Source organism: Janthinobacterium sp. DSP2-3-3 (assembly GCF_049897325.1).
In the GTDB taxonomy this organism is placed as follows: Bacteria; Pseudomonadota; Gammaproteobacteria; order Burkholderiales; family Burkholderiaceae_D; genus Janthinobacterium.
The window spans coordinates 17,368-41,977 of the sequence record NZ_JAFCWA010000016.1; the positions used below are offsets into that span (position 1 = coordinate 17,368).

The 24,610-nt window shown below is 63.4% G+C and carries 26 protein-coding genes; 13 read left to right on the forward strand and 13 right to left on the reverse strand.

The features are described from left to right. The first annotated feature begins 32 nt into the window (after window positions 1-32). On the forward strand, window positions 33-695 hold the full coding sequence (gene pyrE, locus ACP7DE_RS24805; protein WP_071325453.1) for an orotate phosphoribosyltransferase: 663 nt from the start codon (window positions 33-35) through the stop codon (window positions 693-695). Window positions 696-750: 55 nt separating this feature from the next. On the opposite strand, the gene ACP7DE_RS24810 is transcribed toward pyrE, so the two are convergent. After that, complete coding sequence (locus tag ACP7DE_RS24810; protein ID WP_426074599.1) at window positions 751-999, reverse strand: GNAT family N-acetyltransferase; 249 nt, start codon at window positions 997-999, stop codon at window positions 751-753. Continuing rightward, entirely contained in the window at window positions 996-1,745 is a 750-nt protein-coding gene (locus ACP7DE_RS24815; protein ID WP_426074600.1) for a sulfite exporter TauE/SafE family protein, read from the reverse strand. Before ACP7DE_RS24815 ends, ACP7DE_RS24810 begins: the two co-directional genes overlap by 4 nt. Window positions 1,746-1,870: 125 nt before the next feature. Here ACP7DE_RS24815 and ACP7DE_RS24820 point away from each other — a divergent pair, with 125 nt between their 5' ends. From ACP7DE_RS24820 to ACP7DE_RS24840, 5 genes are all read left to right on the forward strand, one after another. Continuing rightward, window positions 1,871-2,764 carry a LysR substrate-binding domain-containing protein gene (locus ACP7DE_RS24820; RefSeq protein ID WP_070222806.1) on the forward strand — a complete coding sequence of 298 codons (894 nt, stop codon included), beginning with the start codon at window positions 1,871-1,873 and terminating at the stop codon, window positions 2,762-2,764. Window positions 2,765-2,785: 21 nt separating this feature from the next. Next, on the forward strand, window positions 2,786-3,652 hold the full coding sequence (locus ACP7DE_RS24825) for an alpha/beta fold hydrolase (protein ID WP_426074601.1): 867 nt from the start codon (window positions 2,786-2,788) through the stop codon (window positions 3,650-3,652). Between the two features lie 95 nt (window positions 3,653-3,747). Beyond that, on the forward strand, window positions 3,748-3,939 hold the full coding sequence (locus tag ACP7DE_RS24830) for a YqaE/Pmp3 family membrane protein (protein WP_152253502.1): 192 nt from the start codon (window positions 3,748-3,750) through the stop codon (window positions 3,937-3,939). 65 nt (window positions 3,940-4,004) lie between these two features. Further along, on the forward strand, window positions 4,005-4,469 hold the full coding sequence (locus ACP7DE_RS24835) for a carboxypeptidase regulatory-like domain-containing protein (RefSeq protein WP_426074602.1): 465 nt from the start codon (window positions 4,005-4,007) through the stop codon (window positions 4,467-4,469). Next, complete coding sequence (locus ACP7DE_RS24840; RefSeq protein WP_426074676.1) at window positions 4,469-4,798, forward strand: hypothetical protein; 330 nt, start codon at window positions 4,469-4,471, stop codon at window positions 4,796-4,798. The genes ACP7DE_RS24835 and ACP7DE_RS24840 overlap by 1 nt, the downstream gene beginning before the upstream one ends. 20 nt (window positions 4,799-4,818) lie before the next feature. Here ACP7DE_RS24840 and ACP7DE_RS24845 read toward each other — a convergent pair whose 3' ends face one another. The 4 genes from ACP7DE_RS24845 to gatC all read right to left on the reverse strand — a co-directional run bounded on the left by ACP7DE_RS24845 (window position 4,819) and on the right by gatC (window position 9,328). Continuing rightward, the gene (locus tag ACP7DE_RS24845) at window positions 4,819-5,856 is read right to left on the reverse strand and encodes an oxidoreductase (RefSeq protein ID WP_426074603.1); all 1,038 of its coding nucleotides are present in this window, start codon (window positions 5,854-5,856) and stop codon (window positions 4,819-4,821) included. A gap of 118 nt (window positions 5,857-5,974) precedes the next feature. Then, window positions 5,975-7,435, reverse strand: a complete 1,461-nt coding sequence (gene gatB / locus ACP7DE_RS24850) for an Asp-tRNA(Asn)/Glu-tRNA(Gln) amidotransferase subunit GatB (protein WP_426074604.1) — start codon at window positions 7,433-7,435, stop codon at window positions 5,975-5,977. A gap of 52 nt (window positions 7,436-7,487) precedes the next feature. After that, complete coding sequence (gene gatA / locus ACP7DE_RS24855) at window positions 7,488-8,972, reverse strand: Asp-tRNA(Asn)/Glu-tRNA(Gln) amidotransferase subunit GatA (protein WP_426074605.1); 1,485 nt, start codon at window positions 8,970-8,972, stop codon at window positions 7,488-7,490. A gap of 53 nt (window positions 8,973-9,025) precedes the next feature. Continuing rightward, the gene (gene gatC / locus ACP7DE_RS24860; RefSeq protein WP_010393184.1) at window positions 9,026-9,328 is read right to left on the reverse strand and encodes an Asp-tRNA(Asn)/Glu-tRNA(Gln) amidotransferase subunit GatC; all 303 of its coding nucleotides are present in this window, start codon (window positions 9,326-9,328) and stop codon (window positions 9,026-9,028) included. A gap of 351 nt (window positions 9,329-9,679) precedes the next feature. Between gatC and ACP7DE_RS24865 the strand changes: the two genes are divergently transcribed. From ACP7DE_RS24865 to ACP7DE_RS24890, 6 genes are all read left to right on the forward strand, one after another. Continuing rightward, window positions 9,680-10,723 carry a rod shape-determining protein gene (locus ACP7DE_RS24865; protein ID WP_010393186.1) on the forward strand — a complete coding sequence of 348 codons (1,044 nt, stop codon included), beginning with the start codon at window positions 9,680-9,682 and terminating at the stop codon, window positions 10,721-10,723. A 109-nt stretch (window positions 10,724-10,832) separates the two neighbouring features. Beyond that, window positions 10,833-11,900, forward strand: coding sequence for a rod shape-determining protein MreC (gene mreC, locus ACP7DE_RS24870; protein WP_426074606.1), 1,068 nt, complete (start codon window positions 10,833-10,835; stop codon window positions 11,898-11,900). Next, window positions 11,897-12,409: a rod shape-determining protein MreD gene (gene mreD / locus ACP7DE_RS24875; protein WP_035824494.1), complete on the forward strand. Its 513-nt coding sequence runs from the start codon at window positions 11,897-11,899 to the stop codon at window positions 12,407-12,409. The genes mreC and mreD overlap by 4 nt, the downstream gene beginning before the upstream one ends. Before the next feature lie 12 nt (window positions 12,410-12,421). Next, complete coding sequence (mrdA, locus tag ACP7DE_RS24880) at window positions 12,422-14,392, forward strand: penicillin-binding protein 2 (protein ID WP_426074607.1); 1,971 nt, start codon at window positions 12,422-12,424, stop codon at window positions 14,390-14,392. An 8-nt stretch (window positions 14,393-14,400) separates the two neighbouring features. Continuing rightward, window positions 14,401-15,516, forward strand: a complete 1,116-nt coding sequence (gene rodA, locus ACP7DE_RS24885) for a rod shape-determining protein RodA (RefSeq protein WP_426074608.1) — start codon at window positions 14,401-14,403, stop codon at window positions 15,514-15,516. Further along, window positions 15,516-16,559 (forward strand): septal ring lytic transglycosylase RlpA family protein, encoded by a 1,044-nt coding sequence (locus ACP7DE_RS24890; RefSeq protein ID WP_426074609.1) that lies wholly within the window; start codon window positions 15,516-15,518, stop codon window positions 16,557-16,559. Before rodA ends, ACP7DE_RS24890 begins: the two co-directional genes overlap by 1 nt. Here the strand turns inward: ACP7DE_RS24890 and ACP7DE_RS24895 are convergent, their stop codons facing one another. From ACP7DE_RS24895 to argS, 7 genes are read right to left on the reverse strand one after another with little or no spacing between them, the layout of a single operon-like run. Further along, entirely contained in the window at window positions 16,560-17,246 is a 687-nt protein-coding gene (locus ACP7DE_RS24895; RefSeq protein WP_426074610.1) for an SPOR domain-containing protein, read from the reverse strand. Then, the gene (locus ACP7DE_RS24900) at window positions 17,240-17,998 is read right to left on the reverse strand and encodes a type III pantothenate kinase (RefSeq protein WP_426074611.1); all 759 of its coding nucleotides are present in this window, start codon (window positions 17,996-17,998) and stop codon (window positions 17,240-17,242) included. The genes ACP7DE_RS24895 and ACP7DE_RS24900 overlap by 7 nt, the downstream gene beginning before the upstream one ends. A 4-nt stretch (window positions 17,999-18,002) precedes the next feature. Continuing rightward, window positions 18,003-18,806, reverse strand: a complete 804-nt coding sequence (locus ACP7DE_RS24905; protein ID WP_426074612.1) for a biotin--[acetyl-CoA-carboxylase] ligase — start codon at window positions 18,804-18,806, stop codon at window positions 18,003-18,005. Window positions 18,807-18,819: 13 nt separating this feature from the next. Then, entirely contained in the window at window positions 18,820-19,602 is a 783-nt protein-coding gene (locus ACP7DE_RS24910; RefSeq protein WP_426074614.1) for an SDR family oxidoreductase, read from the reverse strand. A 46-nt stretch (window positions 19,603-19,648) separates the two neighbouring features. Continuing rightward, window positions 19,649-20,320: a thiol:disulfide interchange protein DsbA/DsbL gene (locus tag ACP7DE_RS24915; RefSeq protein ID WP_426074615.1), complete on the reverse strand. Its 672-nt coding sequence runs from the start codon at window positions 20,318-20,320 to the stop codon at window positions 19,649-19,651. 9 nt (window positions 20,321-20,329) lie between these two features. Beyond that, complete coding sequence (locus ACP7DE_RS24920) at window positions 20,330-21,043, reverse strand: SPOR domain-containing protein (RefSeq protein ID WP_426074616.1); 714 nt, start codon at window positions 21,041-21,043, stop codon at window positions 20,330-20,332. Between the two features lie 20 nt (window positions 21,044-21,063). After that, window positions 21,064-22,773: an arginine--tRNA ligase gene (argS, locus tag ACP7DE_RS24925; RefSeq protein ID WP_426074617.1), complete on the reverse strand. Its 1,710-nt coding sequence runs from the start codon at window positions 22,771-22,773 to the stop codon at window positions 21,064-21,066. 375 nt (window positions 22,774-23,148) lie between these two features. Between argS and rsmB the strand changes: the two genes are divergently transcribed. After that, complete coding sequence (gene rsmB / locus ACP7DE_RS24930; protein ID WP_426074618.1) at window positions 23,149-24,576, forward strand: 16S rRNA (cytosine(967)-C(5))-methyltransferase RsmB; 1,428 nt, start codon at window positions 23,149-23,151, stop codon at window positions 24,574-24,576. Window positions 24,577-24,610 lie beyond the last annotated feature (34 nt).

A 24,610-nucleotide genomic window follows, 5' to 3' on the forward strand; every position in this document is an offset into this window, starting at 1 on the left:
AAATACAGGCACTTTTAAAAAATGAGGCTAATGTGAATAATTTACGCCAGCAGTTTATCGCGTTTTCAGTATCCAAGGGAGTCTTGCGGTTTGGCGAGTTCACCACCAAGGCCGGGCGATCATCGCCATACTTCTTCAATGCTGGCCTGTTCCATGACGGCGCCACGCTGGCCGAGCTGGCGCAGTTCTACGCGCAGACCCTGCTCGACTCGGGCGTCGAATTCGACATGCTGTTTGGCCCCGCCTACAAGGGCATCACCCTGGCGTCGGCCACCGCCGTGGCGCTGGCAGGCAAGGGCCGCAACACCTCGTTCGCCTTCAACCGCAAGGAAGCCAAGGACCATGGCGAAGGCGGCACCATCGTCGGCGCCAAGCTGCATGGCAAAGTCGTCATCATTGACGATGTGATCTCGGCGGGCACCTCGGTGCGCGAATCGGTGGACATGATCCGCGCCGCGGGCGCCGAGCCATGCGCCGTGTTGATTGCACTGGACCGCATGGAGCGTTCTGGCCCGGACGGCCAGCTGTCGCCAAGTTCGGCGGTGCAGGAAGTGTCGAAACAGTATGGCATTCCCGTCATCTCGATCGGCAACCTGGACGATTTGTTCGGCTACCTGAACGGCGCTGGCGCCGATCCGGAACTGCTGAAACATAAAGAGGCTGTTTCCGCGTACCGCACCCGCTACGGCATTTAAAGCGCCCATGGCGGCGTTGCAGCGCGTTGCCGCACCGCGCCTTGCCCTGAGCACTTTAAGTCGCGCTACTTTCCAGCAGCGCCCGCAGCCGCGGGTCGCTGCAGGCGGCGCCGGCTTGCGGGTGGCATTGCAATAGCCGCCGCAGCAGCGCGCCGCCGATGCCGCGCCGCCGGAACGGCGGTTTCACGAACAGCATGTTCACCGTCACCCCGTTCGCGCACTTGCTGATGTCGAGAATGGCCACTTGCTGGCCGTCGATCCACGCGCACAGCGCGCTGTCCCCCTGCCAATCGATGTGCATCATGCCAGCCATGGCTTGAGTGCCGCATGCAGGCCCAGTGCGAACAGGCCGACAAAAAAGCATCGCTTAAACACTGGCTGCGCGATGCGTCCGCGCAACCATTGACCGGCCAGCATGCCGGCCAGCGCCGGCAGCAGCGCATACGCGGAAGCGCCGGCCGCGCCGAGACTGAAGTCACCGTGCAAGGCCAGGCTGGCCGCCAGCGCCACGGTCGATGCGGTAAACGCCAGGCCCAGCGCCTGCACCAGCGCATCGCGCGCCAGGCCCAGTCCCTGCAGATACGGCACGGCGGGGATGACGAAGACGCCCGTGGCCGCCGTCACCAACCCCGTCACGGCGCCCGCTACGGGCCCCAGCCAGGCTTCGTGCCGTGCCGGCACGCGCAGCTGCAGCGAGAATAGTCCCGCCAGCGCGTACAGCATCAGCGCCACGCCCAGCGCGACGACGGCCCCGGTGCCGCTGTCGCTCTGCAGCAGGGCGCCTCCCGCCAGGGTGCCCGCCATGATTGCCGCCAGCATGGGCCACAAACGCCGCAGCAGGAGCAGGGTGCGCAGGCCGGGGCCGGCCGCCAGCTGCCAGACATTCGTCACCATCGATGGCACGATCAGCAGGGCCGCCGCCTGCACGGGTGGCATGACAAGGCTGAGCGTGCCCATGGCCACCGTCGGCAAGCCCAGTCCGACTACGCCCTTGACGAAGCCAGCGATGAGGAAGCTGGCGCCGACGGCCAGCAGGAATGACGTCTCCATTTTTTTATTCCGCAGTAATTTTGTGTGGATTCTGCGCTTGCCCGCGACTTTCGCCAAGGTGGATTATGTTGAGTCAGCCTAAGTGATAGCCGAAGGCTGATAAGATGGCGAAAAGGGGAGCTGCCATGCGCTTTGATCTGGTCGATTTGCAGCTGTTTGTCAACGTGGTGGAAGCGGGCAGCCTGACGGCGGGCGCCGCGCGCAGTCATCTGGCGCTGGCCTCAAGCAGTGCGCGCGTGCGCGGCATGGAAGAGATGCTGGGCATGCCCCTGCTGCTGCGCGGGCGGCGCGGCGTGGAACCGACCCCCGTGGGCCAGACTTTGCTGCATCACGCGCGCCTGGTGCTGCTGCAAATGGAGAAAATGCGCGGTGAGCTTGGTGAATTTGCGCGGGGTTTGAAAGGGCAGTTGCGGCTGCTGTGCAATACGGCGGCGCTCAGCGAGTTCCTGCCCGAGGCGCTGGGCGCTTTCCTCGACCGCCATCCGAATTTGACCATCGACCTGGAAGAGCGCCTCAGTTACGATATCGTCAAGGCCGTCTCGGAAGGGCTGGCCGACATGGGCATCGTCTCCGATTCGGTCGACATGCGCGGCTTGCAGACGTTTTTATTTCGCCCCGACCGGCTGGTGGTCATCGCCGCGGCCGACGGCGTGCATCACCGCGCGCTCGGACAGGATGGCGTCGTCGCGTTCTCCACGCTGCTGGATCACGATTTCATCGGCCTGGCCGACGACAGCGCGATGCAGCAGTACCTTGGCATGCATGCGGCGCGTCTGGGCCGTCCGTTGAAGGTGCGCGTGCGCTTGCGCAGTTTCGATGCCGTGTGCCGCATGGTGGCTAGTGGCGTGGGCATCAGTGTGGTGCCACTGGCGGCGGCCAGCCGCTGCCAGCAAACGATGGCGCTGCGCTGCCTGGAATTATCCGATCCCTGGTCGGTACGCAATCTAACGATCTGCGTGCGCCAGTTCAGTGAATTACCCCTGTATGCGCGCCAGTTGATCGATCATCTGAAAGCGTGACAGGGTATGACAGGAGCAGCGATGCGTTTTTCAGAAGACAAGATGGGCAGCCTGCAGTGCAGCGACCAGGTCGAGCGGCCCATCCACATCTGGCAGCCACAACACCCTCGCGCCGTGATCCTGGCGATCCACGGCGGCATGGCGCATGCGGGCGACTATGTCACGCCAGCGCTGTACTTCCGCCAGCACGGCATCGCCACCGTCAGCTTCGACATGGTGGGCCACGATGGCAAGCGCAAGGTTGATATACCTTCGTTCGAGGCCTTCCTCGACGACGAGGAGCGGTTCCTCGCCTGGGTCAAGCAGACGTATCCGGGCTTGCCGATTTTCGTCATGGGCCATTCCATGGGCGGCCTGATTGCCACCCACCTGGGGCTGCGCCGTTTCGCGGGCGATCCGGCCATCCGGGGCTTCATCATCTCGTCGCCGTATTACGTGAATGCGATTCCCGTGCCGAAGGTGCTGCAGATGCTGTCTGGCTGGCTGGCCAGGCGCTACCCCACGATGAAGGTACCGCTGGGGAATCTGACCATGCTGCTGACGCACGATCAAACCATCACCGCGCGCCATTTCCAGGACGAGCGCGACGGCATCCGCGCCAGTGCGGCGTCGGTGCGCTTCGCCCATGCATTGACGTCGGCGCAAAAGGAACTGGCGGGCGGCTTGTCGGATTGGCGCTTCCCCCTGTTCGCCGTGGTGGCGGGCGACGACAAGCTGGCCGACAGCCGCGCCACGGAAAGCCTGCTGCGCAGCGTGCCCGAGGGCCTGCTCGACTATCACTACTACCCGGCCAATTACCATGAGAATTTTAATGAAGTGAACCGCGACGTGATCTTCGCCGCAATCCTCGCGTGGATGGAGAAACTGCTGGCACCCGTAGCGCCTTGAGGCGCCAGTATCGTTATAATCGGTTTAACTGAATTCACCGTCGGCGCATGCCGGCCCGGTCCCCGCGGCACAGGGGAATACTCAAGGAACGAACGATGCGCTTGTTGATTGCCCTGATATTTCCGTGGCTGACCTTTTTCACCATTGGTCGCCCCATTGCCGGCATCATTTGCCTGATCCTGCAAATCACCTTGATCGGCTGGCTGCCAGCGACGATCTGGGCCGTGTATGCGCTGAGCCAGTACAAGACGGACCAGAAGATCGCCGAGGCCATGCGCCGGCGCTGATGGCGATCTAAGCCCTGTTTAAGCTGCGCTTTCTATCTTGATTCAAGCAACATGAGGAGAGTGAAATGGCACCAGACAGACGCAGTACCTTGAGCCTGGCGGCGGCAATGCTGGCCGCCGGGCTGTTGCTGGGAAGTGCGGCGCAGGCGCAGACCGATAGCGCCTTGCCGCCCGTGCAAAAGAGCGGGGCGGTTGAGTACCTGAGCGGCGGCATCGGCCTCGATGAGTCGACTGCCATCAAGAGCGCCAGCCGGCAATGGCCTTTGAGCTTGGTGTTTTCCGTGCAGGCGGCGGGCAAGGCGGAATTTGCCTCCGACGTGAAGCTGGAGATACGCGACGCCAAGGGCGCGCTGGCGCTGGAAACGACGGCCAGCGGGCCGTTCCTGCTGGCGAAACTGGCGCCAGGCAGCTACAGCCTGCGCGCCACCCTGGCCGGCAAGACTCTGGAACGCAAGGTGCGGGTCAAGGCGGGATCGTCCGCGCGCGTGGAGCTGGTCTGGCCGCCGGGAACGAACCAGGGCCGGCCTTGATGCCGGGCGACGGCAAGGCGCCCGAACGGGGCTTGTCGGCGCGGGGCTTGTCGACGCATATACTGCCCACGTCGGCGACGATGGTCGGCGTATGCATGACGGTGCTGTCGATCGGGCACTTGGCGCCGCGCGGCGAGGTGCGCGTGGCCATCGACAAGCTGCTCGCCATCGATGCCATCGTCTTTCTCGTCAGCGCGGTGCTCTCGTTCATGTCGTTGCGCCCCGGCCAGTCCCGCTTGCGCTATGAATGGTGGGGCGAGCTGCTGTTCATTTGCGGCCTGGCCCTGCTGGCGCTGGGCGCCGTGGTGCTGGCCTTCGTCATCAACTGACCCCGATCAACGACCTTGCATCAGCTGACCGCGAGCACGCGGCCTTCGGCGGCGCTTTGCAGCGCCAGTTCGATCAGGCGTATCGTCGCCGCCGCATCTTCGGCCGCCACGGGCGCCGGTGCGCCGTGGCGGATGGCGTCGGCCATGCCCTGGTAAAAGTCCTGGTAGCGGCCCGCCTGCATCTCGAGGTGTTCAAAATGTCCGTCCGCCTGCGTGCCCAGGTGCAGCGCGCCGCGCACGGGGTCCGCGCCCCAGCCGGGTTGGCCCGGCCTGCCGCCCGCCTTCAAGGCGTCTTCCTGAGGGTCGAGACCAAACTTCACGAAACTACCCTTGTCGCCGTGCACGGCGAAGCGCGCCGTCGGCGCTTTCACCAGGCAGCCGGCTTGCAGCACCACGCGCAGGCGGTCGTAGTACAGCACAAGGTGGAAATAATCTACAGCCTGCGCGCCATCACGCTGCAGGGCGATATCGGCAGACAGTTTTCGCGGCATGCCGAATAGCTGCATGGCCTGGTCCAGCATGTGCGGGCCCAGGTCGTACAGCAGGCCGCCGCCCGGTGCGCCGGACTCGCGCCAGCGCTGGCGGATCTCGGGGCGGAAACGGTCGAAATGCGATTCGACGCTGGCGATACGCCCCAGCGTGCCCTGCGCCAGCAGCGCTTTCAAGGTGAGGAAATCGCCATCCCAGCGCCGGTTGTGGTACACGCTGAGCACCAGCTTGCGCTCTTGCGCCAGGGCGATCAGGCTCTCTGCCTCGGCGCTGGAAATGGTGAAGGGCTTGTCGACCACCACGTGCTTGCCCGCCTGCAGGGCCGCTTGCGCCAGGCTGAAATGCGCCTCGTTAGGCGCGGCGATGACGACCAGCTCGATCGATGCATCGGCAAACAGCTGCGCCGCTTCCGCATACACGCTGGCGTTCGGCAAATCCTTGTGTACAAGCTCCGGCTTGCTGGAGGCGACGGCCGCCAGTTCCAGGGCATCGATGGTAGACAGCACGGGAGCGTGGAAGGTGGAGCCGGCAAAGCCGTAGCCGACCAGGCCGGTCTTGATCTTGTTCATGGCGGGTTCACAGGTGCGTGGAATAATCCATGATCATACCCGCAAGCGGGTGGCGCCAGCGCCGATGCGGCGCATAAAAAAGGGATGCCGCAGCATCCCTTCTTGGCAAGCGGGGGGCTTATCCCGCCAGCTTGGCCTTCAGCAGTTCCGTCAACTGGGCCGGGTTGGCCTTGCCCTTGGATGCCTTCATGGCTTGTCCGATCAGCGCGTTGATGGCCGCTTCCTTGCCGGCGCGGTACTGCTCCACCGATTTGGCGTTCGCCGCCAGCACTTCATCGACGATGGCTTCCAGGGCGCCCGAGTCCGAGATCTGCTTCAGGCCCTTGGTATCGATGACGGTATCGACCAGGTGTTCGTCACTCGATTTGGCTTCCCACATGCCGGCGAAGACTTCCTTCGCCGCCTTGTTCGAGATCGTGCCGTCGGCGATGCGCTTGAGCATGGCGGCCAGCTGCGCGGCGGAGACGGGCGCGTCGTCCAGGTCCACGCCTTCGCGGTTCAGGGTCGACGCTACGTCGCCCATCAGCCAGTTGGCGGCGGCCTTGGCGTTTTCCTTGCCGGCCTTGTCCACCACGGCAACGAAATAGGTCGCCATGGCTTTCGACTGCGTCAGCACCAGCGCATCGTATTCCGGCAGCGCGTACTCGCTGATGAAACGGGCGCGCATGGCGGCTGGCAGTTCCGGCATCGAGGCCTTGATCGTTGCTATCCACTCTGGCGAGATGACCAGCGGCGGCAGGTCAGGGTCCGGGAAGTAGCGGTAATCCTGGGCGTCCTCCTTGCTGCGCATTTCGCGCGTTTCCTTGCGATCCGGATCGTACAAGCGCGTCGCCTGCACGACCTTGCCACCGTCTTCGATCAATTCGATCTGGCGGCGCACTTCGACGTGCACGGCTTCCTCGATGAAGCGGAAGGAGTTCAGGTTCTTGATCTCGCAGCGCGTGCCGAATTCCTTCTGGCCGACCGGGCGGACGGAGACGTTGACGTCGCAGCGGAACGAGCCTTCCTGCATGTTGCCGTCGCACACGCCCAGCCACATGACCAGCGAGTGCAGGGCCTTGGCGTAGGCCACGGCTTCGGCGGCGCTGCGGATTTCCGGTTCCGAGACGATTTCCAGCAGCGGCGTGCCGGCGCGGTTCAAGTCGATGCCGCTCATGCCCGCATAGTCTTCATGCAGGGATTTGCCTGCGTCTTCTTCCAGGTGGGCGCGCGTCAGGTTGACCGTCTTGGTGACGAATTCGCCATCCTTTTCATAGCCGAAGGTCAGCGCGCCGCCGATGACGACGGGGTCCTCGAACTGGCTGATCTGGTAGCCCTTGGGCGAGTCAGGATAAAAATAGTTTTTGCGCGCGAAGACCGAGTGCGGCGCGACGGTGGCGCCCACGGCCAGGCCGAAGCGGATCGCGCGGTCGACGGCTTGCTTGTTCATCACCGGTAGCACGCCTGGCAGGGCCAGGTCGACAGGGCTGGCCTGTGTGTTGGCATCGGCGCCGTACTTGATCGGCGAACCGCTGAAAATTTTGGATTCGGTCGTGAGCTGCACGTGGTTCTCAAGACCGATGACGACTTCCCATTGCATAGTGTTCTCGCTTTTTTTTTGGTGGCGCCGGCAAAGCGGCGCAAATATATATTTAGATGCCGGCAGGAGCGCGCGTATGCCAGTCCGTCACTTGCTGGAACTGGTGGGCCACATTCAGCAGTTTGGCTTCGCCAAAATAATTGCCGATGATTTGCAGGCCGACGGGGCGCTTGTTGTTTTTCTCTCCGGTGCCGAAACCGCAAGGGATCGACATGCCGGGCAGGCCGGCCAGGCTGGTCGACAGGGTGTAGATGTCGGCCAGGTAGTTCGCGACCGGGTCGTCTGTCTTGTCGCCCAGGTCCCAGGCGACGGTTGGCGCGACGGGGCCCATGATGACGTCGCAGACGGCGTTCGGGCCATTCAGGACGGCGTCGAAATCCTGCGCGATCAGGCGGCGGATCTTTTGCGCCTTCAGGTAGTAGGCGTCGTAGTAGCCATGGCACAGCACATAGGTGCCGACCATGATGCGGCGCTGCACTTCCGGGCCGAAGCCCTGGGCGCGCGACTTCTTGTACATGTCCTGCAAGTCCTTGTACTCGGCCGCGCGGTGGCCGTAGCGCACGCCGTCGTAGCGCGACAGGTTCGACGACGCTTCGGCCGGCGCGATCATGTAGTAGGCGGGAATCGACAGGGCCGTGTTCGGCAGCGAGATATCGACCAGGGTAGCGCCCAGCTTTTCATACTGCGCCAGTGCGCCGCGCACGGCCGCTTCCACGTCCTTGGCCAGGCCCTCGCCGAAATACTCGCGCGGCACGCCGATGCGCAAGCCTGTGAGGGGTTCATCAAGACTGCGCGAAAAATCTTCCGCCACGCCCCCCTGTTCCGGCGACAGGCTGGTCGAATCGCGTTCGTCGAAGCCGGCCATGGCGGTGAGCAGCAGGGCGCAGTCTTCGGCCGAGCGGGCCATTGGGCCGCCTTGGTCCAGTGACGAGGCAAAGGCGATCATGCCGAAGCGCGAGACGCGGCCATAGGTTGGCTTGATGCCAGTGATGCCACAGAAGGCGGCCGGCTGGCGGATCGAGCCGCCCGTGTCGGTACCGGTGGCTGCTGGCGTCAAGCCGGCAGCAACGGCGGCGGCCGAGCCGCCGGACGAACCGCCTGGCACGGCGGCGTTGTCCCACGGGTTCTGCACGGCGCCGAAGGCCGAGTTCTCGTTGCCGGAACCCATGGCGAATTCATCGCAATTGACCTTGCCCAGGGTGACCATGCCGGCCGCCTGGAATTTTTCCACCACGGTGGCGTCAAATGGGCTGGCGTAGTTGGCCAGCATTTTCGAGCCGGCCGTCGTGCGCCAGCCCTTAGTGACGAACAGGTCCTTGTGCGCGATCGGCACGCCCGTCAATGGCGTGGCTGTGCCGGCGGCGATGCGCGCATCGGCCTCGGCAGCTTGCACCAGGGTCAGGGCACGGTCGACGTGCAGGAAGGCGTTCGAAGTGTCCGCTGCGATGCGGTCGAGGAAGTGCGTCGCCAGTGCAACGGCGGAAATTTCCTTGTTCTGCAAAAGCGTGGACAGCTGTTTGATGGATTTTGTATGCATGGCGTTTCTATTTTGATATTCGGCAAAAAGGCGGGGACTGCACAGCGGCGTAATTACTCGATGACCTTGGGCACCAGGTACAGGCCATCCTGGACTTTCGGCGCCACAGCCTGGTAAGCCTCGCGGCGATTTGCTTCGGTGGCGATGTCCTCACGCAGGCGCAGGGCGATATTGTCCATGTGGGCGGCCAGCGGATGGCTCAGGGGGGCTACGCCATCGGTATTGACGGCTTGCATTTGTTCCGCCAGTGCAAAAATCTTGTTCAATTGGGCCAACGACGTGACGGCCTGATCGTCGGCCATTTCAAGTTGTGCCAGGTGGGCGATGCGTTTTACGTCGGAGAGTGTCAGGGACATGGCGAATGGCGCGGAGTGACGCGCATGAGTATTAAGTTGGCGTTTTGATAAAACGCGGGTATTTGCTGCTTTTTTGCTCACAAAAGCCGAGGAATGCCGCGTAAGTCGCGGCCGCAAGAGTCGCACTTTTCCATGGTTTTTGAGCAAATCGCATTCAAATTATAAGGTAGAATGGCGGGTTAATGCGTTGCCGGCGCTGATGGACCGCTGCCGCAGCATAGAAAAGATTGCGCAAGCGCCAAGTGACACCCGGGAAAATCGCCTTCATGGATTTTCAGGGGGCCTGAAAGCGCCCGCTTTGAAACTCCCTATAAACAGCTTTTGCGCAGCTCGATGCGCTACAGGACACTCATGTTTGGTTTTTTACGCAGGTATATCTCCACCGATCTGGCCATTGACTTGGGCACGGCCAACACCCTTATTTATGTGCGCGGCCTCGGTATCGTTCTGGACGAACCGTCCGTTGTCGCCATCCGCCAGGAAGGCGGTCCGAATGGCAAGAAAACCATTCAGGCAGTCGGCAAGGAAGCCAAGCAGATGCTGGGCAAGGTGCCGGGCAATATCGAAGCGATCCGTCCGATGAAAGATGGCGTGATCGCCGACTTCACCGTGACCGAGCAGATGCTCAAGCAATTCATCCGCATGGTGCACGACTCGAAATTCTTCCGTCCTTCGCCGCGCATCATCATTTGCGTGCCGTGCGGTTCGACCCAGGTCGAGCGCCGCGCGATCCGCGAATCGGCGCTGGGCGCCGGCGCTTCGCAGGTATACCTGATCGAAGAACCGATGGCAGCGGCCATCGGCGCGGGCTTGCCCGTGTCCGAAGCGACCGGCTCGATGGTGGTCGACATCGGCGGCGGCACCACGGAAGTGGGCATCATCTCGCTGGGCGGCATGGTCTACAAGGGTTCCGTGCGCGTGGGCGGCGACAAGTTCGATGAAGCCATCGTCAACTACATCCGCCGCAACTACGGCATGCTGATCGGCGAACAAACGGCCGAAGCCATCAAGAAAGCCATCGGTTCGGCTTTCCCGGGTTCGGAAGTGAAGGAAATGGAAGTCAAGGGCCGCAACCTGTCCGAAGGCATCCCGCGCTCGTTCACCATTTCCAGCAACGAGATTCTCGAAGCGCTGACCGATCCGCTGAACAACATCGTTTCGGCCGTGAAGAACGCGCTGGAACAGACACCGCCGGAACTGGGAGCCGACATCGCCGAAAAAGGCATGATGCTGACGGGTGGCGGCGCACTGTTGCGCGACCTGGATCGCCTGCTGATGGAGGAAACCGGCCTGCCGGTGCTGGTGGCCGAGGACCCGCTCACCTGTGTGGTGCGCGGTTCCGGGATGGCTCTGGAGCGTATGGACAAGCTCGGCTCGATCTTCTCCTACGAATAATCTGACAGAAGGGCCGGAAACCAACTCCGGCCTTTTTTTGGTTTTGGCGCCGGCGTTCGACCGGGGCTTGCACGTTGGCGCACTGCGCCTGGCCTGATTATTGGAAGTCATGGAATACAGTCCTCCGCCACTTTTCAAACAAGGCGCCTCCGCCCGCGTCAAGATGATGGTGTTCGCCGGCATCTCAATCGCCCTGTTGCTGGTCGATTCGCGCATGCACGCTTTGACGGCCGTGCGCCAGGCAGTCGGCACGGTGCTGTATCCGGTGCAGATGGCGGCCCTGGTGCCGCGCGATGTAGCGCTTGGCGTCGGCAACTACTTTTCTTCGCTGTCCTCCCTGGAAAAACAGGTGCGTGACCTGAAGCACGAACAAATCGCTTCGGCGCAGATCATGCAGCAGGCGCAGCTCAATATCGTTGAAAACAACCATTTGCGCAAGTTGATGGAGGCGCGCGAAAGAGTTCCGGTCAAGACCATGATGGCTGAAGTCCTGTATGACACGCGCGATTCTGCCACGCGCAAGATCGTGCTGGACCGGGGCATCCAGAATGGCGTCGAATTGGGCCGTCCCGTGATCGACAACCTGGGCGTGGTGGGACAAGTCACGCGCGTGTTCCCGTTCACCTCGGAAGTGACCTTGCTGACCGATGAAGAACAGGCCATTCCCGTGCAGCTGCTGCGTAATGGCGTGCGCAGCGTGGCTATCGGGCGCGGCAAGTCCGGCACCATGGAACTGCGCTTTACGGCTCCCACCGCCGACATCCAGATTGGCGACATCGTCATTACCTCTGGCCTCGATGGCCTGTATCCGGCCGGCCTGGCCGTGGCGCGCGTGACCCTGGTCGAGCGCAATGCGCACGGTCCATTTGGCCGCGTCGTGTGCCAGCCGCTGGCTGGCATTGAACGCAACACCCAACTGCTCATCTTGATGACGTCGCCGGAGATCCCACCGCGTCCGCCAGTCGAAGACGTCAAGACGGGCCGCAAGATCGCCGGCAAGATGGCGCCGATCAAGGATCCGGTCAAGGAGCCTGCCGCCGCCGCTGCGACACCACCGGCCACCAATACAGCCACCGCGCCGTTCGCGAAACCGCCTGCCGGCCCCGCGCCGAAACCGGCGGCGCCTGCCGCCGCACCAACACCTGCCGCCGTGCCACCGAAGGAGGCGACACGATGAACCGCCCGCATTACATCCTGCTGCCGGTCAGCCCCCTGTTCATCGGTTTTTCCCTGCTGTGCGCTTTTCTGCTGAACCTGCTGCCATGGGGGCAGTTCGTCGGCGTGCCCGATTTCGTCGCCCTGGTGCTGGTCTTCTGGGGTATCCACCAGCCGCGCAAGGTCGGCATCGGCGTGGCCTTCTTCATGGGGTTGATGATGGACGTACACGACTCGACCCTGCTGGGCGAGAATGCGCTGGCCTACACCTTGCTGTCCTACTTCGCCATCATGATGCACCGCCGCGTGCTGTGGTTCCCCATCCTGACGCAGGCGCTGCATGTGTTGCCGCTGCTGCTGCTGACGCAGGCGCTGCAATTGCTGACGCGTTTGATCGTCTCGGGCCGTTTCCCCGGCTGGCTCAATTTCATCGAGAGCTTCGTCGCCGTCGCCCTATGGCCCTTCGTCACGTGGATCTTGCTGGCACCGCAGCGCCGCGCCGTGGACCGCGATCATAACCGGCCGATTTGACGGGCGCCTGCCATGACTGAACTTAAGAATACCGAGCGTGAACTGCATTTTTTCCGCATGCGCCTGACCATCCTGGGCGCGCTCGTCTTCGTCTGCTTTTCGCTGCTGCTGGCGCGCTTCATCTGGCTGCAGGTGATCAAGCACGAGGACTACGCGACCAAGGCCGAAGACAACCGCATCGCCGTGGTGCCCATCGTGCCCACGCGCGGCCTGATCCTTGACCGCAACGGCGTGGTATTGGCGCGCAATTACTCGGCCTATACGCTGGAAATCACGCCATCGAAATTGAGTGCCAGCCTCGATTCGGTGATCGACGAGCTGTCGACGCTGGTGCAGATCGACATTAAGGACCGCCGCCGCTTCAAGAAGCTGCTGGAAGAATCGAAGAATTTTGTCAGCGTGCCGCTGCGCACGCGCCTGACGGATGAAGAAGTGGCGCGCTTCACGGCGCAGCGTTTCCGCTTCCCCGGCGTGGAGGTGCAGGCGCGATTATTCCGCCAGTATCCGATGGGCGAGGTGGCGTCGCACGTGGTGGGCTTCATCGGCCGCATCAACCGCAATGAAGCCAAGGCGCTGGAAGAGGGCGAGGACGCGGCCAACTACAATGGCACCGACCATATCGGCAAGGAAGGCCTGGAAAAAAGCTACGAAAAGCAGCTGCATGGCACCACCGGCTACGAAGAAGTGGAAGTGTCGGCCGGCGGGCGCGCCATGCGCACGCTGTCGCGCACGGCAGCGACGCCTGGCAACAACCTGATCCTGTCGATCGACATCGAACTGCAAAAAGTGGTCGAGGAAGCGTTTGGCGAATGGCGCGGCGCGGCCGTGGCGATCGACCCGGCCACGGGCGACATCCTGGCCTACGTCTCCAAGCCCGGCTACGACCCGAACCTGTTCGTCGACGGCATCGACCAGCAAAGCTGGAATGAACTCAATACTTCGCTGGACCGGCCGATGGTCAACCGGCCCCTGTCCGGTACCTACGCGCCCGGTTCGACCTTCAAGCCTTTCATGGCGCTGGCCGCACTCGAACTGGGCAAGCGCACGCCGAGCCAGTCGATCTCCGATCCAGGCTTCTTCATCCTGGGTGGCCACACCTTCCGCGACGACAAGGTGGGCGGTCATGGCACGGTGGATATGCACAAGTCTATCGTCGTGTCCTGCAACACCTATTACTATCAGCTGGGCCGCGACATGGGCATCGACGCCATCCACGACTTCATGAAGCCGTTCGGTTTCGGCCAGTTGACGGGCATAGACCTGAATAATGAAAAGACGGGCGTGCTGCCGTCGACGGAATGGAAGCGCAACCGCTTCAAGACGCCACAGCAGAAAAAATGGGTGGGCGGCGACACGATTTCGGTGAGTAATGGCTCCGGCTACAATTCCTATACGCCGCTGCAGATCGCCCACGCGACAGCCAACCTGGCCAATAACGGCGTGGTGATGAAACCGCATCTGGTGAAGATCATCGAAGACGCCGCCACGCGTGCGCGCACCCTGACGGTACCGAAGGAAAGCTACCGCATCGCGCTCAAGCAGGAAAACATCGACATCATCAAGCGCGCCATGGTCGGAGTCACCAGCGAGCAGGGCGGCACGGCCGCGCGCATCTTTGCCGGCGTGCAGTACACGGTGGGCGGCAAGACGGGGACGGCGCAGGTGGTGGGCATCAAGAAAAACGAGAAGTACAATGCCAAGTTGCTGGCTGAACGCCTGCGCGACAATGCCTTGTTTACGGCCTTCGCACCGGCCGACAAGCCGCGCATCGCGATTGCCATCGTGGTGGAAAACGCGGGCTTCGGTGCCGGCGTGGCCGCCCCGATCGCGCGCAAGGCGCTCGACTACTACCTGCTGGGCAAGCGCCCGAGCGACAAGGAAAAGGACACCACCAAGGTGCCCAAGGAAGATGTCGACGAAGTGCGCACCCTGGAAGAAATCACTGACGAGCAGGCCGCCCCGGCGTTACCTGCCAGGCAATAAGGAAGCACATGCCCATTAACGAGAGGCGTTCGCTGTGGCGGCGCGCCAAACCCTACCTGGCGGTGTTCGATCCGCCGCTGATGATCATCATTCTGATGCTGCTGTGTACCAGCCTGCTGACCCTGTATTCGGCCAGCATCGGCATCCCCGGCAAAATCGAGGACCATTTGCGCAACATCCTGCTGTGCTTTTTCGTGATGTGGGTGGCGGCCAACATCACGCCGCAGATGATGATGCGCATCGCCGTGCCCGCGTACACGATATCGGTGATACTGCTGGTGGCCGTGGCGCTGTTCGGCACCATCAAGCTGGGTGCGCGGCGCTGGCTGCATATCGGCGTGATCGACATTCAGCCATCCGAATTCCTGAAGATCGCCACGCCGCTGATGCTGGCCTGGTTCTTCCAGCATAATGCGGGCGCCCTGCGCTGGAAATCGTTCCTGATGGCGGCCCTGCTGTTGCTGGTGCCTGTCTACCTGATCGCGCGCCAGCCCGACCTGGGCACGGCATTGCTGGTGGTGGCGGCAGGCTTTACCGTCATCTTCCTGGCCGGCCTGTCGTGGAAGGTGCTGGCCGGCTTGCTGATCACCTTTGTTTCCTGCCTGCCGATCGCCTGGTCGCACCTGCATGATTACCAGCGCGACCGCGTGATGATGCTGATCGACCCGACCAAGGACCCGCTGGGCAAGGGCTTCCATATCATCCAGTCCATCATCGCCATCGGCTCCGGCGGCATGACGGGCAAGGGCTGGACGCACGGCACGCAGGCCCACCTGGAATTCGTCCCGGAGCGCACGACCGACTTCATCTTCGCCGTGTATTCGGAGGAGTTCGGCCTGGTGGGTAATCTGATTCTGATGCTGATGTATTTGCTGCTGGTGGGACGGGGGATGATGATCGCCGCCAATGCCCCCAGCTTTTTCACCCGTTTGCTCGCAGGAGCCATTACCATGATTTTCTTTACTTACGCCTTCGTCAACATGGGCATGGTCAGCGGCATCGTGCCGGTGGTCGGCGTTCCCCTGCCTTTCCTCAGCTATGGCGGCACCGCGCTGCTGACCCTGGGCGTGGCCACCGGTATCCTGATGAGCATCCAGCGTCATCGCAAGCTGGTGCAGACCTGATGCGCGCGCCTTTCGACATCTTCGCCATGCGCGGACTGAGCCTGGCGGTCTTGCTGACCCTGGCCGCCTGCGGCACCACGCCGCAAAAGCCCGCATCGAATAACGTGCCGCTGCCATCCGGCGGCAAGGTCAAGGTGCCCGTGCGCCAGGATCCCACCTTGCCGGCGCTGCCGGCGGCCGGTTCCGGGCGCGGCGGCTACTACAAGGATGACGGCCCGGGCGACAATCCGCCCGCCAAGCTGCGCGACGTGCCCGATGCGGAAGTGCGCAACGAGCCGTATTCCACGCGCTCGAACCGTCCTTACGTCGTGTTTGGCAAAACCTACACGCCGATCACCGACAACGAACCGTTCAAGCAGAAGGGCACGGGCACCTGGTATGGCAAGAAATTCCATGGCCAGCGCACCTCGTCGGGCGAAATCTACGATATGTACAAGATGACGGCAGCCCATCCTACCTTGCCGATTCCATCGTATGCGCGCGTGACCAGTCTCGACAGTGGCGAACAGGTGATCGTGCGCATCAACGACCGCGGTCCGTTCCACGCCACGCGCGTGATCGACGTGTCCTATACGGCGGCGCTGAAACTGGGATTCCTGAGCAAGGGCAGCCATCAGGTGGTGGTCGAACGGTTGCTGCCAGCCGATATCGATGCCATCCTGGCTGCTCGAGCGGCGCCCAAGCCGGTGCCTTCCGTGGTGGCTATCTCCATCGATACGCCGGTGGAAACGGGCGCCGTGGTGCAGCCGGAAGTGTCGACGCAGATGCTGCCCGGCGATGCGACGGTGGCGATGCCTGCCCCGGCGGCGCTGGCCAGCGGCTTTTATTTGCAACTGGGCGCCTACTCGCGCGCCGACAATGCGGAAACGGGACGTTCGCTCCTGGCGCCATACGCGGCGGCGCTGGGGACGCTTGGGGTGGTGCAGGCCGGTAACCTGTTCCGTCTGTATGGCGGACCGTTCTCCAGCCGTGCCGACGCGGCCCGCGCGGCAGCGAATCTACCTGAGTCGACGGGTATCAAGCCTATCGTGATTCAAAGGTAGTTATTTACAATTGCGCAGTTCTTGCTCCGGGAACTGCGTTTTAATTTTCTCCAGCCGCGCGCGCGTGGCGGCGTCGAGGTCGCGGAACTGGTAAGCCAGCTGCTTGCTGGTGCTGTAGCGCGGCGCGATGCGGGCGCTGTGCACGCCCTGCTTGTTGAGCGATGCCAGCTGGCTTTGCGCGCTGTTTTCCGATTTGAAGACACCCAAGGAAATGCCCCAACGCAGCGGGCTGCCTTCGTTCATGATGAAGTAATTCGTCACGCCCAGCTGCTTCAATTCACCGGCCTTGCGGTCGGCGCCTTCCTTGCTGCCCTGCGGCGGGATGTACACCATGTAGCTGGAAATTTCCTGGCCGGCCACGTTGCGGCGCGACTGGCGGTCGCCCAGGTCCAGCGCTGCCACTTGTGCCTCGAAGCGGCGTCCGTCGGCCAGCAGGAAATTGCCCACCTCCGTGCAGGCATACGATGGCGGTGCAGCCGGTGCGGTCGCCGTCGGCGTCGCGCCCTCTTCGGCGGCGGGCGCCGTGGCCTGCTCCTGCGTCAGCAAGGTGAGCTTGCCGGCCTGCAGCTGGTTTTTCAGGCGCGCCGGTTCGCGCGTCTCACTACGAAAACTGCCCAGATATCCCTGCCCGATGGCCAGCACCAGCAGGTTGATGCCGGCCAGCAGCCAGAAGATAAATTTCAGCATACGTGGTTTCCTTGTGTTCCTGCCGCGCCAGCGCGCGCGGCCGCCTGCAGGCCGAGCATGACAATATTGTCCACCAGATGCAGCGGTACCGCCAGTGCCAGGGCCGGTGCGATACGCGGCGCGGCACCGCCTGACAATAAACAGGCGCTGGCGCCGTGCATGCGCACGGCCCGTTCGATGGCGCCCGCCTGGGCAGCCAGGCAGCCGGAGAGGATGGCGTCGTCCGTGTTGTCGGCAAAGCCGGCTGGCAGCATGGCGTCGCTGGCGATTTGCGGCAGCTGCGCCGTGTTGCGCGCCAGCGAGCTGGCCATCAGTCCCAGTCCCGGCAAGATCATCCCGCCGAGGAAAACGCCATCGGCCGTGATGGCGTCGATGGTGGTGGCGGTGCCGCAATTGGCGACGATGACCGCCTGGCCAGGCGCCAGCGCGTGCGCGCCGATGGCGGCGGCAAAACGGTCGCAGCCCAGTTGCGACGGCGCGCGGTAGCCGTTCGTCAGCCCGGCCAGCTGCGGCAGCGAGGCAAAGTCACGGGCAGCGACCGGCAGCATGGCGCGCAGGCGCATGCCGATGACATTGCCTGCCACGTTCGACAGCAGCGCTTCGTTGATGGCGAGTGTCGCCCACTGCGCGGCCAGGGTGTCGATCTGCGCATGCGTGACGGCGCCGCTGGTCAGCCAGCCGCCGGGGGCACTCCCGGTGGCCACGAGTGCCCACTTGATGCGCGTATTGCCGGCGTCTATCAGCAGTAGCATGTGCTTACTCCCCGGTCAGGCGCAGCGACACGTCGCCGGACATGATTTCTTGCAGGCCGCCATCGGTGCGCAGCAGCAGGCGGCCAAGGTGATCCACGCCGGCGGCCACGCCTTGCTGCAGCAACTGGCCGTTGTCGAGGATTTTCACGTGCTGGCCCTGCCACGCATGCAGCAGCTTCCAGCGTTCGGCAAAGGGCGCAAAGCCCGTGTCGTCGAATTCGGCCAGCACGCCAGCCAGGCGGCTGAGCAAGGCCGCCACCAGCGTATTGCGTTCCATCTGCGCCAACCAGGGCACGGCCGAGACACTGCGCCCGATCTGCCGTTCCAGCGCATCGGGCATCAGCAGATTGATGCCGCAGCCGATCACGGCCCATACGCCGCCACTATCGTTGCCCTGTGCCTGCTGCGTCTCGACGAGGATACCAGCCAGTTTATGGCCATCCTTGAGCAGGTCGTTCGGCCACTTCAGCTGCACCGGCACGCCCAGCGCCGTCATGCTTTCGGCCAGCGCCACGCCGACGGCCAGCGGCAGGCCGACCAGCTGATGCAGCGGCCCCTTGAAGCGCCAGGCCAGCGAGAACATCAGGCTGGCGTCCGCCTGCGACACCCAGGGCCGCCCGGCACGCCCCCGTCCGGCCGTCTGCTGGCCTGCGACGCGCAGGGTCGGTCCGGTCAGGGCGGCGCAGCGCGCCAGCAGATCGGCGTTGGTCGATCCCGTTTCGTCGACCACTTCGATGGCCACGTGGGCGGCGCCTGTGGCGCAATGGGCGGCGATGGCCGCGCTGTTCAAGTCTGAGTGCTTCGTCATGGGGAGAGTCGGGTTACTGGCTGTCGCCGGATGGCTTGCTGCGCGCCTTGTGCGGCGCATTGGCGAAGGCCATATCGTAGACGGCATTGGGCAGCGCGCGCAGCAGCTTGGCGACGACGCCCATCTGCCACGGGATCACGCGATAGCTGTCGCCGTCGGCGATGGCGCGCGCGGCGCGCACGGCGAATTTTTCGGCCGGCATCAAAAAGGGCATGCGGTAGGCGTTGTGGCGCGTCATCGGCGTGTCGATGTAGCCGGGCGTGATGGTGACGACCTTGATGCCGGCCGGTTTGAGTTCCAGGCGCAGCGATTCGCAGTAGCTGATCACGGCCGCCTTCGAGGCGCTGTAGGCTTCGGCGCCGGGCAGGCCGCGTATGCCGGCCACGCTGCCGATGCCCACCAGGCGCCCGTTGCCCTGGGTTTTCATGGCGGCGATGAAGGGCGCGAAGGTGGCAACGGTGGCCGTGACATTGATGGCCATCAGGCGCGCAAAGGCGTCCAGGTCTTCCGCGTGTTCGGTCAGGGTGCCGAACGACACGCCGGCGCTGGCGATGACGACGTCGATGCGTCCGGCGCAGGCGATAAAGTCATCTGCCGCGCTTTTCAGGGCGGCGTGGTCGCACACATCGATGGCGTAGGCGCGGTGGCGTTCAGGGTGGGGCAGGGAGGCGATCAGTTGCTGCAGCGCTTCGCCGCGGCGGGCCAGCAAGCCCAGTTGGGCGCCCTGGCGCGCGTACTGCAGTGCCAGGGCGGCGCCCAGTCCACTCGACGCCCCCGTGATGAAAACGCTGTGCATCAGGCGATGCGCGCGTGCCGGGGCTGCGTCAGGGAAGTGGTCATGCTTATTTCTTTTCCGCTTTGGCTTTCGCGACCAGCACGTCCATCACGTTCAGCGCCTGGGCGTTCAGCTGCTCTTCGTTCTTTGTCGACTTGCTGCCTTGATCGGCTTGCGAAGGCGAGGTGATGTAGCGACCGTCGATGGCGATCATGGGCCAGAACGTCACGTTATAACCCTGCATCATGGCATCCGCACGGCGCACGCGGGCCGAGATGCCCATCGAACGATAAGTGTCGATGAACTTCTGGCGGTCCACGTCCTGCTTGGCGACGAAGTCGAAAACGGCGTCGTCGGTGTTCAGGCGGTTGCGCTCCACGTGCATGGCGTGGAAGACGCTGGTGTGCAGCTTGTCGAGCATGCCCATGGCTTGCAGGGTGAAGAACAGGCGCTGCTGCGGCGCCACGCTGTCATCGCGCGACACATGCACGCGCTTGAAGACGATGTTGTCGCCCTGCTTCTTGACCCAGGCCGCCAGTTGCGGCTCAAGCACGTTGCAATGCGGGCAGTAATAGGCGAAAAATTCCGTCACTTCGATTTTCTTGCCCGATTCCGTCGCCTGCGGCGTGGCCAGGGTTTCGTATTCGACGCCGTTCTTCGGCTCGGCCGGCGAGGCCGATGCGCCCATGGCTACGGTGCACAGGGCGGCGGCGAACAGGATTTTCTTCAGAAAACGCATGCTGGTTCCTTATTTTTGGTTGCGGACGACGGCGACATCGATGCCATTTTCAGACAGCTTGGTGCGCGCGCGGTTCATCGCTTCGAGCTGGTTGAACGGTCCGATGCGCACGCGGTGCAGCACGCCGGCATCGGTGCTGCGGTCACTGATGGCCGCTTCGAATCCCAGTAGCGCCAGTTTGCCGCGCGTGCTTTCGGCGTCCGACATGTCATGGAAGGCGCCGGCCTGCAGATAATAAATCCATTTGTCGGTGGCTGCATCGGCCTTGGTCTCTTTCACGTCGGCCTTGGCTTGCGGCGCGGGTGCTGCGGCCGGCGTTTTCGGCGCCGGCTTGTCCTTCAGGGTGCCGATCAATTCCTGCAGTGCGTCCGGCGGCGGTGCCTTCGGCTGCTGCGCGGTGGTGGGCGCGGGCGCAGCTGGCTGCGTCGGCGTGACGATCTCGCGTGGCTCCTTGGAGAAGTCGCGCGCCGCTTCCTTGGCCGCTTCCTTGTTGCCGTACATCGGCTTGTTCGGATCGGCGATCTGGCCGGCGGTCGGTTCGGCCGATTTGCCGGCCTTGCCCGACTTGTCGGTGAAGGGCGAGGCGCCCTTTGTGATCACCAGGGCGACTACCACGGCGATGCCCAGGCCGATGACCAGGCCGATGATGATGCCGACCAGCGTGTTGCCCTGCTGGCGGCGGCTCGGCGTGGCGCGCGAAGTGTAAGAGGAGGCGTGATTCATTGACGGTTAGACCTTCGCGATTACATTTTGTTTGGCGCGGATACGCCGATCAGTGCCAGGCCGTTGCGCAGTACCTGGCGCGCGGCGATGACGAGGGCCAGGCGGGCCATCTTGACGGCTTCGTCCTCGACCAGCACTTTTTCGGCGAAGTAGAAGCTGTGCAGATTGGCGGCCAGGTCGCGCAGGTAGAAGGCAACTTGATGCGGCCCCAGCTCCGCTTGCGCGCGCGCCAGCATTTCCGGGTAGGCGGCCAGGGTCGCCAGCAGGGTCGCTTCGGTCGGTGCCGTCAGGGGAGACAAGTCAATGCCGGTGACCGTGCTTCCATCGCCACCCCAGTTTTCCAGGATGCGGCAGATGCGCGCATGCGCGTACTGCACGTAATACACCGGGTTTTCATCGGTGGTTTTCAGCGCCACGTCGACGTCGAAGACGAATTCCGTATCGGCTTTGCGCGAGATCAGGAAGAAGCGCACGGCGTCGCGGCCCTTGGCGATGTCGCCGCCGCCCGACCATTCGATCAGGTCGCGCACGGTCACGTAGGAGCCGGCGCGCTTCGAGATTTTCACCTCTTCGCCGTCCTTCATGACGGTAACCATCTTGTGCAGCACGTAGTCGGGGTAGCCTTGCGGGATGCCCATGTCGACCGCCTGCAGGCCGGCGCGTACGCGCGCGATGGTGCCGTGGTGGTCGCTGCCCTGGATATTGATGGCCTGCACGAAGCCGCGCTGCCATTTCACCAGGTGATACGCCACGTCCGGCACGAAATACGTGTAGGTACCATCGGTCTTGCGCATGACGCGGTCCTTGTCGTCGCCGAAGTCGGTGGTGCGCAGCCACAGCGCGCCATCCTGCTCGTAAGTGTGGCCCGCCTTGACCAGCGTTTCGACCGCGCTATTGACCTTGCCGTCCGCGTACAGCGATGACTCCAGGTAGTAATTGTCGAACTTCACGCCAAACGCCTGCAGATCGATATCCTGCTCGTTGCGCAGGTAGGTGACGGCGAACGGCCGGATCGAATCGATGTCTTCCACGTTGCCATTCGCCGTGGCGGGCAAGCCATCGCTGGCCGAGACGGTCTTGCCGGCCTTGAAATCGTTGGCGATGTCGGCGATGTAGTCGCCGTTGTAGGCGGACTCTGGCCATTCGGCGTCGCCCGGCTTGAAGCCACGCGCGCGCGCCTGCACGGAATTGGCCAAGGTCTGGATCTGCACGCCTGCGTCGTTATAGTAGAACTCGCGCGTCACCTGGTAGCCTTGCGCGTCGAACAGCGAGGACAGGGCGTCGCCCAGGGCCGCCTGGCGGCCGTGGCCCACGTGCAGCGGGCCGGTCGGGTTGGCCGAGACGAATTCCAGGATGACCTGTTTGCCGGCGCCTGCCGTGCTGCGGCCATAGCTGTCGGCTTCGCTCAAGATGGTCTTCACGACGGCCTGCTTGGCGGCGGCGGAGACGCGCACGTTGATGAAGCCGGGGCCGGCGATTTCCACTGCCTCGATCAGGCCATGGCCAGCCGGGTTGGCCAGCACGGCCGTGACGATGGTTTGCGCCAGTTCGCGCGGATTCTGTTTCAGCTGCTTGGCCAGTTGCATGGCGATGTTGCAGGCGACGTCGCCATGCGATGCATCGCGTGGTCGCTCGAGCACCACGGATGGCGTCAGCGAAGTGCCGGCCAGGACGGGAGCGAGGGCGGCCTGGAACAGGGCGATGATTTCTTGTTTCTGTTGGGCGAGCATGAGCAGGATGGCGGTGGAACCGCGTTAAGAATGAATAGAATGAATCAAAAAGCAAAACGGACGGCAATTACCCAGCCGCCCAGACTGTGTCAATTATACTGGTTTGCCGTCGGGAACAATACGCTTGCCGGCAAGGTCCCCGTGCCGGCGCATTTCACGATATTATCAGGACAACATGCCCATGTTGGTGCATGAAAACATCAGCATGGCGCATTCTGCTTGTATATATGCAGTTTTTTGCCGCAATTTACATATATCGCTGCAATCGCTTGGGCCAGAGGGCGCCACAAACGCTACAATCGACCCTTTATTGATGACGCGCGGCCGCGTATTTGCCTCCATGCCGCCAGCCGCGCGCAGCCACACCGGATAATTATGAACAAGCGCCCCACGCTGAAATTGAAAACCAAGCCGGCGCCAGGCCAGGCTCCTGCCCCTGCCGCACCGAAATTGCGTCCCAGCTACCATCCCGACCTGAAACCGGTCTTGCAGCCAGGCTTCCAACCCGATTTGCGCGCCGACTCGCTGGCGTTTTGCCTGCTGGGCGCCGCCAATGCCGTGGCGCAAGTGCGTACGGGCACGGCTTTGCCGCAGGCGCTGGCCAAGGTGTTTGCGCAATCGAACGCCAACCCGCAGGCGCGCGGCGCCATCCAGGATATTTCCTACCGCACCATGCGCCAGCTGGGCCGCAGCGAAACCCTGGTTGGCCTGATGACCTCGAAGGCACCCGAGCCGCCGATGCTCGCTGCGCTGCTGTGCTGCGCGTTGTCCCTGATGTCGGCCGAGCCTGGCGAGCAGCCGTACGAAGAATTTACAGTCGTCGACCAGGCTGTTACGGTGGCCACTTCGCACCCTGACCTGGCGCATGCCAAGGGCATGGTGAATGCCGTTTTGCGGCGTTTCTTGCGCGAGCGCAAGTCCTTGCTGGAAGCGGCCCTGCAGCAACCTTTGGCGCAATGGAATTATCCGCAATGGTGGATCGATTCGCTGCGCCTGGCCTATCCGCGCGACTGGCAAGCCATTCTGACGGCCGGCAATGCCGTGCCGCCACTGACCCTGCGCGTGAATCGCCGCAAGAGCACGGTCGAAGCCTATCTGGCCGTGCTGGCAGAGGCGGGCATTGCCGCGCGCCAGGTGGGACCGTTTGCCGTGCGGCTGGACAAGCCCATCGGCGTGGCGTTGATTCCCGGCTTCGAGCAGGGCGTCGTCTCCGTGCAGGATGCCGGCGCGCAACTGGCCGCACCGCTGCTGGACTTGCAAGATGGCATGCGCGTGCTGGACGCCTGCGCGGCGCCCGGCGGCAAGACGTGCCACATTCTGGAACTGGCCGATGTGCAGGTCACCGCCATCGATGCGGACGCCAAGCGCTTGCCGCGCATCGCGGAAAACCTCGAGCGCCTGGGCCTGGACGCCACCTTGAAGGCGCAGGATGCGCAATCGAGCGCGTGGTGGGACGGCCAGCAGTACGACCGCATCCTGGCCGACGTGCCGTGCACGGCCTCGGGCATCGTGCGCCGCCATCCCGACATTCGCTGGTTGCGCCGCAAGGGCGATGCGTTCCAACTTGCAACACTTTCCTCCAAAATTCTGGACAACCTGTGGCAGATGCTGCGCCCCGATGGTAAATTGCTGTTCGTGACATGTTCATTGTGGCCGCAAGAGTCCGAGGCACAGGCGGCGGCATTTGCGGTGCGCAATAATGCGACCCGATTGACAGCGCCTGGCCAGCTGTTGCCGACTGGCAGCGCGGAGCAGGACCATGACGGTTTGTTCTATGCGCTATTCCAAAAAAATGCGGCTTGATCGATTCGTCGAACTTTTTCCTACGGACACCACC